The 14542-nt window shown below is 63.3% G+C and carries 15 protein-coding genes; 7 read left to right on the top strand and 8 right to left on the bottom strand.

All coding sequences use genetic code 11. The features are described 5' to 3' along the window. Window positions 1–6: 6 nt before the first annotated feature. Both Q355_RS0111315 and thrB read right to left on the bottom strand, forming a co-directional pair. Window positions 7–759 carry a DUF4388 domain-containing protein gene (locus tag Q355_RS0111315; protein WP_027877907.1) on the bottom strand — a complete coding sequence of 251 codons (753 nt, stop codon included), beginning with the start codon at window positions 757–759 and terminating at the stop codon, window positions 7–9. Next, window positions 729–1631, bottom strand: coding sequence for a homoserine kinase (gene thrB, locus Q355_RS0111310; protein ID WP_027877906.1), 903 nt, complete (start codon window positions 1629–1631; stop codon window positions 729–731). The genes Q355_RS0111315 and thrB overlap by 31 nt, the downstream gene beginning before the upstream one ends. A gap of 388 nt (window positions 1632–2019) precedes the next feature. On the opposite strand from thrB, the gene Q355_RS0111305 reads away from it, so the two are divergent. Together Q355_RS0111305 and Q355_RS0111300 are read left to right on the top strand one after the other, a co-directional pair. Beyond that, window positions 2020–2865 (top strand): hypothetical protein, encoded by an 846-nt coding sequence (locus Q355_RS0111305; RefSeq protein ID WP_027877905.1) that lies wholly within the window; start codon window positions 2020–2022, stop codon window positions 2863–2865. Window positions 2866–2901: 36 nt separating this feature from the next. Further along, window positions 2902–3615 carry a hypothetical protein gene (locus Q355_RS0111300; RefSeq protein WP_245597563.1) on the top strand — a complete coding sequence of 238 codons (714 nt, stop codon included), beginning with the start codon at window positions 2902–2904 and terminating at the stop codon, window positions 3613–3615. Here the strand turns inward: Q355_RS0111300 and Q355_RS0111295 are convergent. Next, entirely contained in the window at window positions 3584–5062 is a 1479-nt protein-coding gene (locus Q355_RS0111295) for a bifunctional ADP-dependent NAD(P)H-hydrate dehydratase/NAD(P)H-hydrate epimerase (RefSeq protein ID WP_027877903.1), read from the bottom strand. The genes Q355_RS0111300 and Q355_RS0111295 overlap by 32 nt on opposite strands. Window positions 5063–5119: 57 nt before the next feature. Here Q355_RS0111295 and Q355_RS0111290 point away from each other — a divergent pair, with 57 nt between their 5' ends. Then, window positions 5120–5851 (top strand): SIR2 family NAD-dependent protein deacylase, encoded by a 732-nt coding sequence (locus Q355_RS0111290; RefSeq protein WP_027877902.1) that lies wholly within the window; start codon window positions 5120–5122, stop codon window positions 5849–5851. A gap of 60 nt (window positions 5852–5911) precedes the next feature. Further along, window positions 5912–6598: a monothiol bacilliredoxin BrxC family protein gene (locus tag Q355_RS0111285; RefSeq protein WP_027877901.1), complete on the top strand. Its 687-nt coding sequence runs from the start codon at window positions 5912–5914 to the stop codon at window positions 6596–6598. Here Q355_RS0111285 and Q355_RS0111280 read toward each other — a convergent pair. Beyond that, window positions 6595–7701, bottom strand: a complete 1107-nt coding sequence (locus Q355_RS0111280) for a class II aldolase/adducin family protein (protein WP_051529400.1) — start codon at window positions 7699–7701, stop codon at window positions 6595–6597. The genes Q355_RS0111285 and Q355_RS0111280 overlap by 4 nt on opposite strands. A 236-nt stretch (window positions 7702–7937) precedes the next feature. On the opposite strand from Q355_RS0111280, the gene Q355_RS0111275 reads away from it, so the two are divergent. Both Q355_RS0111275 and Q355_RS0111270 read left to right on the top strand, forming a co-directional pair. Next, window positions 7938–9011 carry a glucose-1-phosphate thymidylyltransferase gene (locus Q355_RS0111275; protein WP_027877899.1) on the top strand — a complete coding sequence of 358 codons (1074 nt, stop codon included), beginning with the start codon at window positions 7938–7940 and terminating at the stop codon, window positions 9009–9011. Window positions 9012–9020: 9 nt separating this feature from the next. After that, window positions 9021–10418, top strand: a complete 1398-nt coding sequence (locus Q355_RS0111270) for a mannose-1-phosphate guanylyltransferase/mannose-6-phosphate isomerase (RefSeq protein ID WP_036259336.1) — start codon at window positions 9021–9023, stop codon at window positions 10416–10418. Window positions 10419–10421: 3 nt separating this feature from the next. On the opposite strand, the gene Q355_RS0111265 is transcribed toward Q355_RS0111270, so the two are convergent. The 4 genes from Q355_RS0111265 to rfbC are packed head-to-tail and all read right to left on the bottom strand — an operon-like array spanning window position 10422 to window position 13742. Next, a complete protein-coding gene (locus Q355_RS0111265) occupies window positions 10422–11246 on the bottom strand; it encodes a glycosyltransferase family 2 protein (protein WP_245597562.1) in 825 nt (274 codons plus the stop codon). Between the two features lie 45 nt (window positions 11247–11291). Next, window positions 11292–12164, bottom strand: a complete 873-nt coding sequence (rfbD, locus tag Q355_RS0111260) for a dTDP-4-dehydrorhamnose reductase (RefSeq protein WP_027877896.1) — start codon at window positions 12162–12164, stop codon at window positions 11292–11294. Beyond that, on the bottom strand, window positions 12148–13167 hold the full coding sequence (locus tag Q355_RS0111255; RefSeq protein ID WP_027877895.1) for an NAD-dependent epimerase/dehydratase family protein: 1020 nt from the start codon (window positions 13165–13167) through the stop codon (window positions 12148–12150). The genes rfbD and Q355_RS0111255 overlap by 17 nt, the downstream gene beginning before the upstream one ends. Then, window positions 13164–13742, bottom strand: coding sequence for a dTDP-4-dehydrorhamnose 3,5-epimerase (gene rfbC, locus Q355_RS0111250; RefSeq protein WP_027877894.1), 579 nt, complete (start codon window positions 13740–13742; stop codon window positions 13164–13166). Before rfbC ends, Q355_RS0111255 begins: the two co-directional genes overlap by 4 nt. Window positions 13743–14256: 514 nt before the next feature. Between rfbC and Q355_RS15785 the strand changes: the two genes are divergently transcribed. Next, entirely contained in the window at window positions 14257–14496 is a 240-nt protein-coding gene (locus tag Q355_RS15785) for a hypothetical protein (RefSeq protein WP_211247163.1), read from the top strand. Window positions 14497–14542: the final 46 nt, after the last annotated feature.

Here is a 14542-nt window from a genome sequence, read left to right as displayed (position 1 = left end):
GCTGCTTCAAGCGGGGTTGGCAAGCTGCTCGGCCTCGAGCTCCCACAACAGGTCGCGCAATATCCAGCCCCTACCGGGGGGCTCGAGTTCCCCGCTGGTAATGCGCTCAATCAGGTAGGTGCGAACCTGAGCAATGGGCAGGCCGCTCTGGATGAGTTCACCTAGGTTGCGGCTGCCATCGAGCAGCACGGTCAGGTCTTTGGGATTGCGGATGCCCGCCTGGGTGCGCCGGGCCGAGGGGTGGCGGATGCGCAGGGCAAACCAGGCATACTTGCGCAGCTTGCTGAGGTCGCCTTCCCGCAGCCCTCGCCAGGCTCGTTCTGCAGCAATGATCAGCGGAACCCCCCAGCTCTTAGCAGCGGCCCGAACACTTTTGCCCCCCACAAAAACCGCGTAAGGCTCCACCGCTCGAGGTGTTTCCAGTACCCGGCTGGGGGAGTCTAGCACACTGCGGAAGCGGGCCCACTGGTCGTTCATGCGGGCCCACTCGCCCAAAAAAGCCTTAAACGACATCAGCGGAACCCCTTGAACCCGGCCTGCTTCGAACCTGAAATGGCCCTGCTCCGGGTGGAGCGGAAAGGAGGCAATTGCTTCGAAGCCTTCCCAGTCCAGGATGCTTCCTCCCACCACCTCACCCAGCATGAATTGCAACTTTAGCGGGAGCCGATTGGACTGAAGGTGCAGGATGCCCGTTCCACTGTTGGCGTGGATCATCTGGAGCACATCGCTTAGCGGGATAGTGTCGAAGCTGCCTTCCATCGCAAACCTTCTCCCAGACCCAGCACCAGTGTGAAACCCTGCCCCACATAATCTTGCATGGCCAGCCGGATGGCCTCGATGTGCGGGGTTTCGCTCAGGGCGGCCAGGGTAGGGCCTGCGCCTCCCACAAAAGCCGCCAGGGCACCTGCGGCGTAGACCCGCTCGAGCGCCGCCTCGAGGCCCGGCATCAGATGGGCCCGGTAGGGCTGGTGCAGCCGGTCTTTAGCGGCCTCTCGCAAAGCATCCAGCCGTCCAGCGTAGAGGGCCGCCGGCCAGAGGGCGCTGCGGGCCAGGTTAAAAACCGCATCGGCGTGGGGAATGGTTTGGGGCAAAGCGGCCCGGGCCAGCGGCGTGGGCACCTCGTAGGCCGGCACGCCCAGCACAAAGCGCAGCCCCCTGGGCGAAGGCAGCGGCAAGGCCAGGGGTGGGTCGGCCAGCGCGGCCACAAAACCCCCATAAACCGCCGGCGCCACATTGTCAGGGTGTCCCTCGATGGCTGCGGTTACCCGGAAAATTCCATCCTTCCCCAGCTGATGACCCGATAGCAGGTCGGCCAGGGCTGCCCCGGCCACTAGGGCCGCCGAGCTGCTGCCCATGCCACGCGCCAGCGGGATGGGATTATGGGCCCAGACCGACAGGGCCGGGGGGTGGGCCTCGCCCAGGGCCTGCCAGGCTGCCCGGTAGCCCTGATGGATGAGGTTGTCGGGGGTATTGGGAACATGCCCCTGGCCGCTGTAGTGCAGCTGGTTAGTAGGGGCCGGGGTGGCGTGAACCTCGAGGTACAGGTCGAGCGCGACCCCCAGCGCATCGAAGCCGGAACCCAGGTTGGCCAGGGTGGCTGGAACTAGAACGTGCACGGTTTCGCCAGACATATCTCTCCCGCTTGAGGGCGGTAGTCTTAGCCATCATACCCTTATACCGGCTTCACAGAGATACCCTTTTTGCCCTGCATCGGCGGCAAAAACAGCGGAAGCAGGCTATACTACAAGCTAATGATAGGGTATAGCGCTTGCCAGCTCTGGAACCGATATGCTTTGGGCCACGGTTTTGCAAGCCAGAAAGCCTTGGGTCAATAGTGGGCACGTCTTGCAATGTCCAGGCTGGATGGTACAACGAGACCATCTTTGTGCGGCCCTGTTTTCTTAAAAGCCAGCCGGGCATCAATGAGGCTTTGGGCGCTCGGATGGCAGCCCGTGGCAGCGGTGTTTGGCTGGGGCTCACGGCTTTTGTGCAAGCCTGGGTTGGAGGGTAGGAGGGGCTGTGGGTGAGAACCGGGGTTTGCTCGAGCACATCTCGCCCGCTTTGATGGGCCGCCTGCTCGACGCGCTGCCAAAGCGCGATCCCCTGGCCGAGGGTGTGCCGGGCGGCTTGCTGGCCGCCGAATTGGTCGAGCGGTTGCAGGGGGAGGGCTTTTGCGGCTACGCGCTGGCCCGATTTTCGGGGGAGGAGCGGGGCTGGCTGGCCTTCTATCGCGGCCAGCTCCTGGGGGCCTGGCGGCAGATGACCTACGGCCACCTGAGCGGTACTGTGGCCTATAGGGCCTTGCTGCGTGAACTGGGCCAGGCTACGCTCTCGCTCTACCCCCTTCAACCCGATGACCTGCCTCCGCTGGTAGCCCTTACCCAGGGTTTGCTGCGCATGAGCGGGATGGCCGCCGGCGGTGTGGTAGTTGCAGACCTGGTGGACTCGCTGACGCAGGAACAGTTTACTGGAGCGCTGGTGCACGAGGATGGCCTGGTGGGGCGGGTCTGGTTTTTTGCCCGTGGAAAGCGTCTTTTTGCCTCAGAGCTGCCGCAAGAGTTTCCTCAAGGGCACCTGCACCTGGTGCAGGCCCCCAGCCAGGCCCCCCCCGACCTGCTCGAGCTGGCCCGGCAGGAAGACCAGCAAGAGCGGAGCATCCGGCTGAACGTGGTGTGGAACGCCGCCCATGAGGTACTCAAGGAGTACATGGGGCGCGGCGCGCCGTCGGCCCTCGAGCGCCTGCGCAAAATTTACCCCGCCGACGACCCCACTGCCCTTGAAAAAGACCTGCGCCGCTGGCTGATTGAGAGCCTCGAGCCTGGCGCAGCCATCCTTTTCGACCGCCTGCTGCGACCCACTTTGTAGCGGGCTACTTTGACACGCAGCTGTGGCAAAAGGCGTATGATGGCGGGGTTCATGATGTACGGTCTGCTGGGTCTACTGTGGCTGGTTTGGTTGATGGGTTTGCTGGGCGATTCCTATGCCCGCAACCTGGCTGTGAGTCTGTCCAACTTTGTTGGGGCCTACGCGCTGTGGCAGGTTGCGGCCCGCTCGCCGGTCATTTTGCGCGCAGCCCTGTCTGGCCTGGCGGTGGGTTTGTTGTTTCTGGGTGCGGGCGACCTGCTGTTTACCTACCAGGTGGTCACCGGCCTCAGCACCCAGGAGGTGCGCGAGGGCGTCTACCTGGTGGGCGTGGCCCTCTTGCTGCTAATGGGTAGCCTGCTTCCTTTCCGCATGGAGGGCCAGGGTTTTTATCCCCTGGGGTTTTCGCAGCGCCTGGCCCTGGTGGCTGGACTGGGAGGGGTATTGCTTTCGGCCCTTAGCACCCTGCTTCGTCCTCTGAGCGTGACCGAGCTGATTTATGCCGGGGCGGCTTTTTACCTGACCCTGCTTTTTGTCCAGCAAACCTCCATGCTGGCTGGGGGGCGCATTGGGCGCTATTTGCAGGGGGTGGTGTGGGCGCTGGTGCTGGGTAGTCTGGCTCGAGTGGTCTACCTTCTGGGGGGTGTACCGCCCGCCCAGTGGTCCATCGTTACCTACGATATTTTGTGGATGCTGGCGATGAGCGTGCTGCTGCTGGGCGTCAATAAAACCCAGGCTCCCAGAAGTCTCTGACCACGCCGGAGCCTAGCTGCTTCAGGGCTTCGGGTATGGCCTCGGCCACCTCGTGGGCCAGCAGTCCGGTTCTGCTGACGCGGTCCCCGGCCAGCCCGTGCACATAAACCCCCAGGCGGGCGGCCTCCCAAGCCGAAAGTCCTGCTGCCAGCAAGGCGGCGATAACCCCCGCCAGCACATCGCCCATCCCACCGGTGGCCATGCTGGGGTTGCCGGTGCTGTTGACGGCGAGTAGGGGCTGGGAGGTGGGTGTTTGGGGTGGTAGACAGGCCAGCACGGTGGGGCCTCCTTTGAGCACCACCACCAGCCCAGGGTAGCGCCTTGCCAGGGCTTGGGCAGCCTCGAGGGGAGAGTGGGCAATCTGTTCGCTGGGAAGGCCCAGCAGGCGGCTGGCCTCGCCGGGGTGGGGGGTTAGCACGGTGGGGAGGCCGGCTTTGCGGTAGGCCTGCAAAACCTTATCCTGTAGCGCGTCGGCGTCCAGCACTGTAGGCTTTTGCAGCCCCAGCGCGGCCAGCGCGGCCTCCATGCCCCCCTCGCCAGCGCCCATACCCACCGCTACCGCCTCGGCCCTGGTGGTTTGCAGGTGGGTGGTGTTCCACTCCAATAGGGGCAGCCTGACCGCCTCCAGGGGCGGGTTAACCTGGCAGTCGGCAGGGTAGGCCACCGTGACCAGCCCCGCCCCGCTGCGGTAGGCCCCCAGGGCTGCCAGGCTGGGCGCGCCGGTATAGCTGCGATGCCCCCCCACCACCAGCACCCGCCCTACCGCGCCTTTATGGGCGTTGCCAGGCCGGATAGGCAACAAAGGGCGCATGCTTGCCTGGCAGAGCAGCTCGGGTAGCTCAGGGTTGTCCAGCGCCCGGGGAGGCATTCCAATAGAATCCAGCACAATCCGACCGCAGGCCGAGCGGTGGGGGTAAAACAGGTGCTCAGGCTTGAGGCCGCCCAGGGCCACGGTCAGGTCGGCGCGAATGTGGGGCTGGTAGGGCAGCCCCGAAGGAAGGTCTATTGCCACCACCGGTAGGCCAGACCGGTTAACCTTCTCGACCAGCGCTTTATAAAAGCCCTCCAGCGGCCCCCGCAAGCCCGTACCGAAGAGCGCGTCCAGCACCACGGTGTGGTTCTCGGGCTCCCAGGACGAGAGGGGGGCTATGGCCAGGCCGTGGGCCTGTAGGGCCGCTCGCATGGTGGCCGCGTCCCCTTCCTGGCCCTCGGCGGCATACACGGCCACCGGGTGCCCCCAGTAGGCCAGCCAGCGGGCGGCCACCAGACCATCGCCGCCGTTGTTGCCCTTGCCGCAAAGCACGGCAATCTTGCGCCCCACATAGTGCTGCAAAAGCCGTTTGGCGGTTCGTCTTCCGGCGGTATCCATTAAGACCAGGCTGGGATAACCCAGGGCAGTGGCCCGCTGGTCGGCTTCGCGCATGGCTTGGGCGCTATAGAGTCGCATGTTCGCTACAGGCTGGCTGTATTCTACGAAGCCTGGCCCCTCCCGTACACTGTTCCCATGAACCTGGATACTGCCCGCAAGCGCTTGTTGACTGCCCGCCGGGTTGCGGTGCTCACCGGGGCGGGCATCTCCCAGCCCTCGGGTATTCCCACCTTTCGCGATGCCGCGGGGCTGTGGAAGGACTTCGATATCGAAGAATACGCCACCCCCTGGGCCTACGCCCGCAACCCCCAAAAAGTCTGGGAGTGGTATGCCTGGCGCTACCAGCGGGTGATGGAAGCCCAGCCCAACCCGGCCCATATCCTGCTGGCCGCGCTGGAGCAGCGGGTCGGGGAGGGTTTTTTACTGGTGACGCAAAACGTGGATGGCCTGCACGGTCGGGCAGGATCAACCCGTCTAGTTGAGCTACACGGAAACATTGCCAGGGGGCGTTGCGAGCGCTGCGAACAGCGGTTTTTGCTTCCCGACCCGGCCCAGTTTGCGCCCCCGCCATACTGCCCTGGTTGCGGCCATAGGGGCCGCCCGGATGTGGTCTGGTTTGGCGAGCTGCTGCCGCAGGGTGCTTACCAGCAAGCCGAGCGGGCCTTTGCCGAGGCCGAGGTAGCCCTGGTGATTGGCACCAGCGCCGAGGTCGAGCCCGCTGCCAGCCTGGGCCGTCTGGCCAGCAGGAAGGGGGCTTACCTGATCGAAGTTAACCCCAACCCTACCCCACTGTCTGGCTGGGCTGACTGCACCTTGCGCCTGGGCGCGGTGGAGGGCATGGAAGCCCTCATCTCGGGTGGGGCATGAGCTCAAACCGAAACCTGCCTTACGGCAGCCAGCCGCTGGGTTGGCGTATCGTAGAGCAGAATGAGCCTGCACGAACGAGTCTTCCCCCTGAGAATGCCCCAGGATGTGGACGCTTTTCTGGAGCGCTACGAGCTGGCCGCCATCTTCAAGGCCAGCACCAGCGACAAGACCCTGGAGGCCATGCAGTATGTGCAGCAATGCCTAAAGCCCCGCCCGGACGTGGCCCTTGGCATCATCCGTATTCCTGAGGATCGCCCGGCCTCCAACCACCTCGAGGCCCGCACCGGCATCAAGCATCAGAGCCCGCAGTTCATCCTCTTCCACCAGGCCCGGCCCCTTTTCGACCTGGACAACTGGAACATCAACCCCGAGCACCTCGAGCCCCTCCTGCTGGCCTCGCTGCCGGTTCACATTGGCAAACCTATACGCAACCCCGCTGTGGTGGGGCTGCAGGCCTACCTGGATTTGCTGGATGGTTACATTGCTGGTCAGCTCAGTGAGGAGCGCTTTCAGTGGGGCTACCTCGACCGGCTCAAAAAAGAGGCGGACTGGCGCTCCGACCCAGACTTTGAGCTTTTGAACAGCCTGTTTCCCAACCCCGACGGACGGGCCTTTACCCCCGGCAAGGTGGTGGCGCTGGAATTCCAGGCCCAGCTCGCCGGCCAGGCCGAACCTTTGCTAAAGCGAGCAAGGCGCCTGCGTGAACGGGTGGAGGCGTACCAGGCGGCCAGGGTGGCCGACCTCTAGGTCATGGGCACCTGACGCAAAAGGCGGCCCTCGATGCGCTCAAAAATGTCTTCCAGGCTGGGCCCGGTAATGGTCAGACCGTGGTTTTTGAGGCCCACCACCGCCCGGCTGGGGTCGGGGGCCTGGCGTACCTTCTCGGCCACCGCGCATGCCAGCTCGTAGGTGCCGCAGGGGTAATTGAACTGGGTTGAGCTGATGTTTTCCATCCAGGCGTGCACGTGGATGATGGCCCCCACCTGGGGGTGCTCGCGGTAGATCATCCAGTGCTCGATGGCATCCACGCTGACCCGACGCGGCTCGAGGCCCGGCGGAACCGAGAGCCGCATGGAATTCTGGATAGGATCGTAGTCGGTGACCAGCAAAATGTCGCGTCCAATCTCCCGCAGGTTGGCCTTGTCCACCCCGCTGGCCGACATCCAGAAGCGCCGCTCGTCCTTACGCACCGAGAGGTTGCCATACGAAAGCCCCCCGATGCCATAGAGCCGTTTGACGTGACGAAGGTCTTCGGGCGGCAGAATTTCTTCGATGGGAAAAGCCGCTGGGAGCAGATTCCACTCGGCCAGACGACGCCCGGCCTGGCGTAGTTCCTCGGTGAGCTCGTCACCCTGCCAGAGCTCGGGCTCGAGGTCGGCTTCAAAGCGGTTATTCACCACCAGCACCGAAGAAGCGATGGGGTGGATGCGTTCGAATAGCCGCTCGGCAAAGCGGGGGCCTTCGGGTTCGTGGTACTGACCGAGCTCGAGGGTCAAAAAATACGCCCCCTGCCCCGGTACGTACACCACCAGCATGTTGGATAGGGCCCGTACCAGATAGGGATATAGTGCCGTAATGGGTTGGGCGGGCAATTGCGGCAGCTCCAGAAACGAGACCACCATGGTGGCCTGGGCCTTGCGCCGGTAAGGGGTGGGTTTTTCGGCCTGGATGAAGTTGAGCACCGCTCTGGGCGCTTCGGCCTCGGGTTCAAAGTGGTAGCCGGCGGCCATCATTACCGGAGGTAGGGCTTCGGCCAGGAAGCGGAGGCCTGCGGTGGGCTGGCCGACCACAACAAAGCTCGGTGGCGACTGCTCCAGGGTGGGATTGGTGTTGTCTCTGGACTGCACCATATTTTTGCCCTCCATATGCCTTGTTTGAGATTTGTGGGGCTCATTGGATTTTACCAGACCTTGGAGGTTTCTGAGGCTTTTGTCATGTACCTAGGGGTACCGCACACAAAAGCGCTACGGTAAGATCCTCAAACGCCCTGGCCGCAACACGCCCTCCTGATCCAAGCAAAGGGCTTGGCCAGACGTTATGGGTATAGCCTGGTAAGTTGGCGCAATGGGATAAACTATAGGCCGCTATGGAGTTCAAGGGACTGTTACTTGCTGGCGGCAAAGGCACCCGCCTTCGCCCTCTTACCTACACCCGCGCCAAGCAGCTAATTCCGATTGGGGGCAAGCCCAACCTGTTTTATGCGCTGGAAGACCTGCTGCAGGCCGGCATCCGCGATATTGGCGTGATCCTAAGCCCCGAAACCGGCGACGAGGTTCGCTCGGCCCTGGGCGATGGCTCGCACTGGGGGGTGAAGCTTACCTACATCGTGCAGGAAGCACCGCTGGGCATCGCCCATGCGGTCAGAACCGCCCAGGACTTCCTGGCAGACAGCCCCTTTGTGCTCTACCTGGGCGACAACCTGCTCTCGGGGGGCATCCAGCACCTGGTGGAGGAGTACCGCCAGACCCGCCCTGAGGCCATCGTTTTGCTAACCCCGGTAGAAGACCCCCGGGCCTTTGGGGTGGTGGTGCTCGACCAGGCCGGACAGGTGGCGCAGCTCTTGGAGAAGCCCAAGGAGCCCCCCTCCAACCTGGCCCTGGTGGGGGTGTACCTGTTTAGCCCAAAGATCCACCCCATCATCCAGCGCCTCAAGCCCTCGAGCCGGGGAGAGTACGAGATCACCGAGGCCATCCAGGGCCTGGTGGACGCGGGTTTGCGGGTGGTGGCCCACCAGGTGCGGGGTTGGTGGAAAGACACCGGCAAGCCCGAAGACCTGCTGGATGCCAACCGGCTGGCGCTCACATCGGTGGTTCGCCGCGTCGAGGGGGTGCTCGAGGAGGCCCAGGTGGTAGGCGAGGTGGTGATAGAGCCCGGAGCCCGCCTGGTGCGCAGCACCGTGCGTGGCCCGGCGTATGTGGGGGCCGGGGCCCTGATTGAGGATAGCTTTATCGGACCCTACACCGCTATAGGTAAGGGGGCTCGGGTGATTGCCAGCGAGGTTGAGTACTCCATTCTGATGGACGAGGCCCAGGTGCACGCGCTGCCCTACCGCCTGGACAGCAGCATTCTGGGTCAGGGGGTGGTGGTGGATGGGCAGGGCCATACGCGCCGCCACACCCTAGAGCTGGTGCTGGGGGATCGCAGCCGGGTGAGGCTTTAGGAGATAGGGATGATTGCTGTAGTTCTCGCAGGTGGCGCAGGAACTCGGCTGTGGCCGGTTTCCAGGGAACTTTATCCAAAGCCTTTCATGAAGCTTCCCGATGGCCAAAGCCTGTTGCAAAAGGCCTTCCTGCGGGCCGTGAAGGCCGGGGCACGCGAGGTGCTTACGGTGACGGGCCAGGAGCATCACTATAGCGCGCTAAGTGAGTATCAGGCCCTGGGTCTGCCCGAGGTGCAGACCTACTACATCATCGAGCCGCTGCGCCGCAACACCGCACCGGCCATCGCCATGGCTGCCTTGTGGATCGCTGAGCGCAACCCCGACGAGCTGATGCTGGTGCTTTCTGCCGACCAGCTCATCTCGCACGAGGAAGCGTTTGCCCAAGCGGTGGCCCAGGCCAAGCACCCTGCCCAGCAGGGCTATCTGGTCACCTTTGGCATCCAGCCGAGTTATCCGGCCACCGGCTTTGGCTACATCGAGCGGGGCGAGGCCCTGGAGGGGAGCGTCTACCAGGTTTCGCGTTTTGTGGAAAAGCCCGACCAGCCCACGGCCGAGGCCTACCTGAACAGCGGGCGCTACTACTGGAACGCCGGCATATTCTGCTTCAAAGCGGGTGTGTATTTGCAGACGCTAGAGCACCTGCAACCCCAGCTGTACCAGGCCATACAGACCTGCTGGCAAGCCAGCCAGAAAGGAGAGCGAACCTACCTGGATCGGGCCCTCTTCGCGCAGGTACCCGACATCTCGGTGGACTACGCCGTGATGGAAAAAGCCCCAAAAGTGGCTGTGGTACCGGCCAATTTTGGCTGGAGCGACCTGGGTTCGTGGGATGCGGCAGCCCAGATGGTGCCGCCGGATGCCGATGGCAACCGGGTGCTGGGCGAGGCGGTGCTTTTGGAGACCAAAAACACCTTTGTGCAAAGCGAAGACCGGGTGGTAGCGGTCATTGGCGCCAGCGACCTGGTAATCGTGGATACCCGCGATGCCCTGCTGGTAGCCCGGCGCGATAGCGTGCAGCAAGTCAAAAAAGTTGTAGAGCAGCTTGCCCACAACAACCACGCCTCTGTCCGACGACACCGCACCATCCAGCGGCCCTGGGGCAACTACGTCACCCTGGAAGAGGCCAGCGGATTTAAGATTCGCCGGGTGGCCCTCAAGCCGGGTCAGGCCCTTACCAACCACCTGCACCATCACCGCAGCGAACACTGGACGGTTTTGCGCGGTACCGGCCAGGTCTGGCTGGACGGCCAGGTGCGCATAATCAGGCCCGGTGAGTCGGTGGGTGCGCTGGCTGGGGTAGCTCACCAGCTCTATAACCCGGGCTTGCTAGAACTGCTTTTGATCGAGGTGCAAACAGGCGAGTACCTGGGTGAAGACGATGTTTTGCGGCTGGAAAGCTTGGTGTGACCGCTAAGGGGTAAGGAGTGAGACCTCGAGGTTCCCCTCCTTCAGCATCTTGAGAATCTGCCGGTAGCCTTCACGCCGCAGCGGGCTGGGGTCGAGGTGCAGGCGCAGGTGGGCCTCGAGCCAGACCGCTTTTTGGTGCAGGCCGTGCAGGCTGGGGTAGTAGTCGCGCGTGAAGAGCAGGCCGCCCCGGTAGCCCTCGGCGATAAAGCGGGGGTCTTTGGGGGTGGAGCTGCCGCCTAAGTGCAGCACCCGGCGGGGTACCAGCAGCACCTGCCAGCCCTTGCGCCGGGCACGGGTGCACCACTCCAGGTCGTCGTTGTAGAAGAAAAACCGCTCGTCCATCCCGCCGATGGCCTCGTAGGCCCGGCGCGGCATCAGGGTCAGGGCGCCCGAGACCCAGCGCACCCTGCGCGGGGCGTGCAGGAACCAGTAGTTGGGGGCATAAAAGGGGCCAAAGGACTGGTACTGCCCGCTGGGGGTGATGAGGGTGGGGCCGATCAGGGCGGCTTTGGGGTGGGCCTGCGCGGCTTGCAGGAGGGCCTCGAGGTCGCCCGCGTTCAGGTAAACATCGCTGTTCATCTGCACCAGGTAGGGCCTGCTACCAGCGGCCAGCCCCTGGTTGACCGCAGCGGGGTAGCCGCGGTTCTCGCTGGAGATGAGCCGGAACTGAGGGAACTGAGTCTGCACCAGTGCAGCACTGCCATCGCTCGAGCCCGAATCCACCACAATCACCTCGGCCCCGGCATAGTGCCTTTGAACCCGCTGCAGACATTCCTGCAGCACCGCGCGGGCGTTATGGGAGACCACCACAATCGTAAGCGCTTGCATCATGCCCAGGCTACTCGAACTGTACCGTCCGGTTGGTATGAGGATTCAGGCCAGATGCCCCTTTTCCCTTAGGTAGGCTTCCAGCGCTTCCTGCCAGGGCCGCATCTGAAGGCCCCAGCGCGAGAGCCGCTCACTCTCGAGGGCCGAAAATGCCGGTCGGCGGACGGGCGATGCCAGGCTGCTGGAGGGAATGGGCTCGATCGCCGCTTCCAGGCCGCAGCGCTGGAGGGCTTCCTGGGCCAGCTCAAACCACGAGCAGACCCCCGCGTTGGTCGCGTGCACCACACCCTGTGCGTCCTTTTCCAGCAAATCCAGCAGCAGCCGGGCCACATCCAGGGTGTAGCTGGGGCTCATCAACTGGTCGTTTACTACCCGCAAGGGTTGGCCCGCGCGGGCTTTTTGCAGGATGGTCTCGATGAAGTTGCCCCCCTTCCCGCTGGCCCCGGCCCGCCCAAAGACGCTGGCGATGCGCAGCACCAGCCACCGCTCGGAGGCCAGGCGGCTCAGGTGTTCTCCGGCAACCTTGGAAGCCCCGTAGACGTTGAGCGGGCTGGGCGGGTCGGACTCCAGGTAGGGGGCCCCCTTGGCCCCATCGAAAACGTAGTCGGTGCTGATGTAGACGTAGCGGGCCCCGCTTTTCTGAGCAGCTTTGGCCGTGTGCAGGGCGCCCAGGGCGTTCACCTGGAAACTGCGCTCGGGCTCAGCCTCACACAGCTCGACCTTGTGAAAAGCCGCGGTGTTGACGATGGCAAACCACGGCTGCCCACCCAGGGCCGCTTCCACCGAGGTGGGGTCGCTGACCTCGAGCCCGGCGTGGGTAAAGCCCACCACCTCGTAGCGCTGGGCGAGCACCCGCACCAGGTCGCTGCCCAGCTGCCCGCTGGCCCCAATCACCGCGACTCTAGAGGATGCGCCCATCTAGCTCCACCTCGCGGATGAGCCGGTGCCACTCCAGCAGGTTCTTGTACCACTTGAGGGTGATGGTGCGGTCGTCCGCTACCACCCCACCGGCCTCGAGGGCTGCGGCAATCTCCCGCGCGGCATCGGCGGGGGTGAACTGGGGGGTGAAGCCCAGGGTCTTTTTGATTTTGGCAAAGCTTACCCGGTACGAACGATGATCGGGCAGGCCGTACCACTCGAAATCGAAAGGTTTGCCCAGGGCCTGGGCGATCTGCTGGGCCAGGGGCAGAATCTGGTAGTTCTGCTCGTCGGCGCCCACGTTGAAGACCTGCCCGTTGACCAGCTCCCTTGGGGCTTGCAGCACCGCCAGGAAGGCCCTCGAGGTGTCCCGCACATGCACGAAGGGCCGCCACTGGCTGCCGTCCCGCAGCAGCGGGATTTTGCCATCACGCCACAAACCCAAGGTCATGCCGTTGATGGCCAGGTCGAAGCGCATCCTGGGCGAAAGCCCATACACGGTGGCCTGGCGCAGGGCGGTTGCGCAAAAGTGCTCGTCGGCCAGCGGCAGGTTGGACTGCTCGGCCTTCAGGTTGGCCTCGGCGTAGGTGGTGAGGGGGTTGGTGGGGGAGGTCTCGTCCAGAACGCCGTCCTGGAAGCCGTAGATGCTACAGCTCGAGGCCAGCACATAGCGCTCTACGCCGCACTCCTTGGCGAGCTGGGCCACCCGCGCCCGCCCCCGGTGGTTGATGGCCAGGGTGACTTCGGGGTCGAGTTCGCCAGCGGGGTCGTTGGAGAGGGCAGCCAGGTCAATCACACCCCAGATGCCCTCCAGTAGCTTTGGGTTGAAGTCGCGCACATCGGCCTTGACCAGCTCGAGGGCGGGGTTGGCTTGGAGGTGCTTTAGGGTGGGGCCAAAGAAATACCGGTCCAGCGCCCGCACCGCATAGCCCGCCTCGAGCAGCATCTCGGCCAGCACGCTGCCGATATAACCCCCCGCCCCAGTCAGCAAAACCGTTTTCACATCTGCACCTCGTAAACAAAGTTGTTGTCGGCCTCGCTAAGCTCGGCCAGGGTGGGTAGAACCACGTCCTTGGGCGAGAGCAGAGCCTCGCCTCTCAGCGGCCAGTCGATGCCCAATGCCGGGTCATCCCAGCGCAGGCCACGCTCGGTGGCAGGGTTGTACTCGGCGGTAACCTTGTACCAAACCATGACACCTTCGCTCAGCGCCTGAAAACCGTGGGCAAACCCTTCCGGTACCCAAAGCATGCGGCGGTTCTCGGCGCTCAGAATTACACCAACCCACTGGCCATAGGTAGGGGAACCCTTGCGCAGGTCTACCGCCACGTCGTAAATCTCTCCATGTAGACAGGCCACCAATTTGCCCTGCGCCGCTGGGTTTAGCTGATAGTGCAAACCGCGCACAGTGCCTTTGTGGGAGTAGGAGAAGTTGTCCTGCACAAAGTTGCGCCGGATGCCCCCGCGCACAAACTCCGACTGCTTGAAAGTCTCCATGAAAAAGCCGCGCTCGTCGGGGAAGGCGCGGGCTTCGACCAGGACTACATCCGGGATAGATAGGGTTTCAAACTTGAACGGCATGGTTCGACACTCCCAGCACAATCAATATACAGGGCAGTCTCGAGAAAGACCGGTGTAACAAGGGGCCCTTGCTCGTAGGCCTCTACCATGGAATGATCCACTTCGCCGAAAGAAGACCAATATCTTATTGTGGTCTTCGTTATTTTGGCCTTTGTACGAAAATGAGAAGTTTCCGATCCCCTTCGGGACAGACCGCAAGTGCAGTTGTTTACCTTGACAAGCGCTTGTCTCACCAAGGTGATATGCTCTCTTCGCCGCAAAGCGGGGTGACACGCTTGTCTGTGGCATGTCTGTTTGAAAGTGGCGTTAGCCAAAGCCTGAGCGCAGCCAACCTACAGGGGGCGCTATGCCACCGCCTCAACGTGGCTAGCTTATCCCAGACGCATCTTACGTACTGGGTGTGGACTGCGTGCGGCTTATGGGTGCTTGGGGTTCAAGTTACATGAAGACTGCTCTATCAATGACTAAGTGACTAAAGGGTGCATCTCTAAAAATCCGTATGCCAGAATAAGGCATGAAAGACTGGAAAACGAAAGCACGCCAAGCCTTTGAGCGGTACATGGAAGACCTGGAACTAAGCCTGGAAGCGGGGAGTGGACTGGCGGACATCGAACGGGCCATGCTGCGACATAACCCGGAACTCCTCAGGACGCTGATGCAAGGCCTGGTGGAAGAGACCCAGGCGCCTTCCCCCCCTGGAGCTACCGAAGGGGTGGAGGAGGGTGGGACAACGCACCAGCCAGGTACGCAGTAGCTGGGGGTTTATCCAGGTCAGGGTACAGCGGCTGCGGGACGAGGCG

Source organism: Meiothermus cerbereus DSM 11376 (assembly GCF_000620065.1).
Taxonomy (GTDB): Bacteria; Deinococcota; Deinococci; order Deinococcales; family Thermaceae; genus Meiothermus; species Meiothermus cerbereus.
This window is presented reverse-complemented; position numbering and strand designations above follow the sequence as displayed.

Excerpts from the sequence above, each read along its gene's own strand:
- Q355_RS0111315 (WP_027877907.1), bottom strand. The coding sequence starts at position 759 with ATGGAAGGCAGCTTCGACACTATCCCGCTAAGCGATGTGCTCCAGATG.
- thrB (WP_027877906.1), bottom strand. The coding sequence starts at position 1,631 with ATGTCTGGCGAAACCGTGCACGTTCTAGTTCCAGCCACCCTGGCCAAC.
- Q355_RS0111300 (WP_245597563.1), top strand. The coding sequence starts at position 2,902 with ATGATGGCGGGGTTCATGATGTACGGTCTGCTGGGTCTACTGTGGCTG.
- Q355_RS0111295 (WP_027877903.1), bottom strand. The coding sequence starts at position 5,062 with ATGCGACTCTATAGCGCCCAAGCCATGCGCGAAGCCGACCAGCGGGCC.
- Q355_RS0111290 (WP_027877902.1), top strand. The coding sequence starts at position 5,120 with ATGAACCTGGATACTGCCCGCAAGCGCTTGTTGACTGCCCGCCGGGTT.
- Q355_RS0111285 (WP_027877901.1), top strand. The coding sequence starts at position 5,912 with ATGAGCCTGCACGAACGAGTCTTCCCCCTGAGAATGCCCCAGGATGTG.
- Q355_RS0111280 (WP_051529400.1), bottom strand. The coding sequence starts at position 7,701 with ATGGTGCAGTCCAGAGACAACACCAATCCCACCCTGGAGCAGTCGCCA.
- Q355_RS0111275 (WP_027877899.1), top strand. The coding sequence starts at position 7,938 with ATGGAGTTCAAGGGACTGTTACTTGCTGGCGGCAAAGGCACCCGCCTT.
- Q355_RS0111270 (WP_036259336.1), top strand. The coding sequence starts at position 9,021 with ATGATTGCTGTAGTTCTCGCAGGTGGCGCAGGAACTCGGCTGTGGCCG.
- Q355_RS0111265 (WP_245597562.1), bottom strand. The coding sequence starts at position 11,246 with ATGCAAGCGCTTACGATTGTGGTGGTCTCCCATAACGCCCGCGCGGTG.
- rfbD (WP_027877896.1), bottom strand. The coding sequence starts at position 12,164 with ATGGGCGCATCCTCTAGAGTCGCGGTGATTGGGGCCAGCGGGCAGCTG.
- rfbC (WP_027877894.1), bottom strand. The coding sequence starts at position 13,742 with ATGCCGTTCAAGTTTGAAACCCTATCTATCCCGGATGTAGTCCTGGTC.
- Q355_RS15785 (WP_211247163.1), top strand. The coding sequence starts at position 14,257 with ATGAAAGACTGGAAAACGAAAGCACGCCAAGCCTTTGAGCGGTACATG.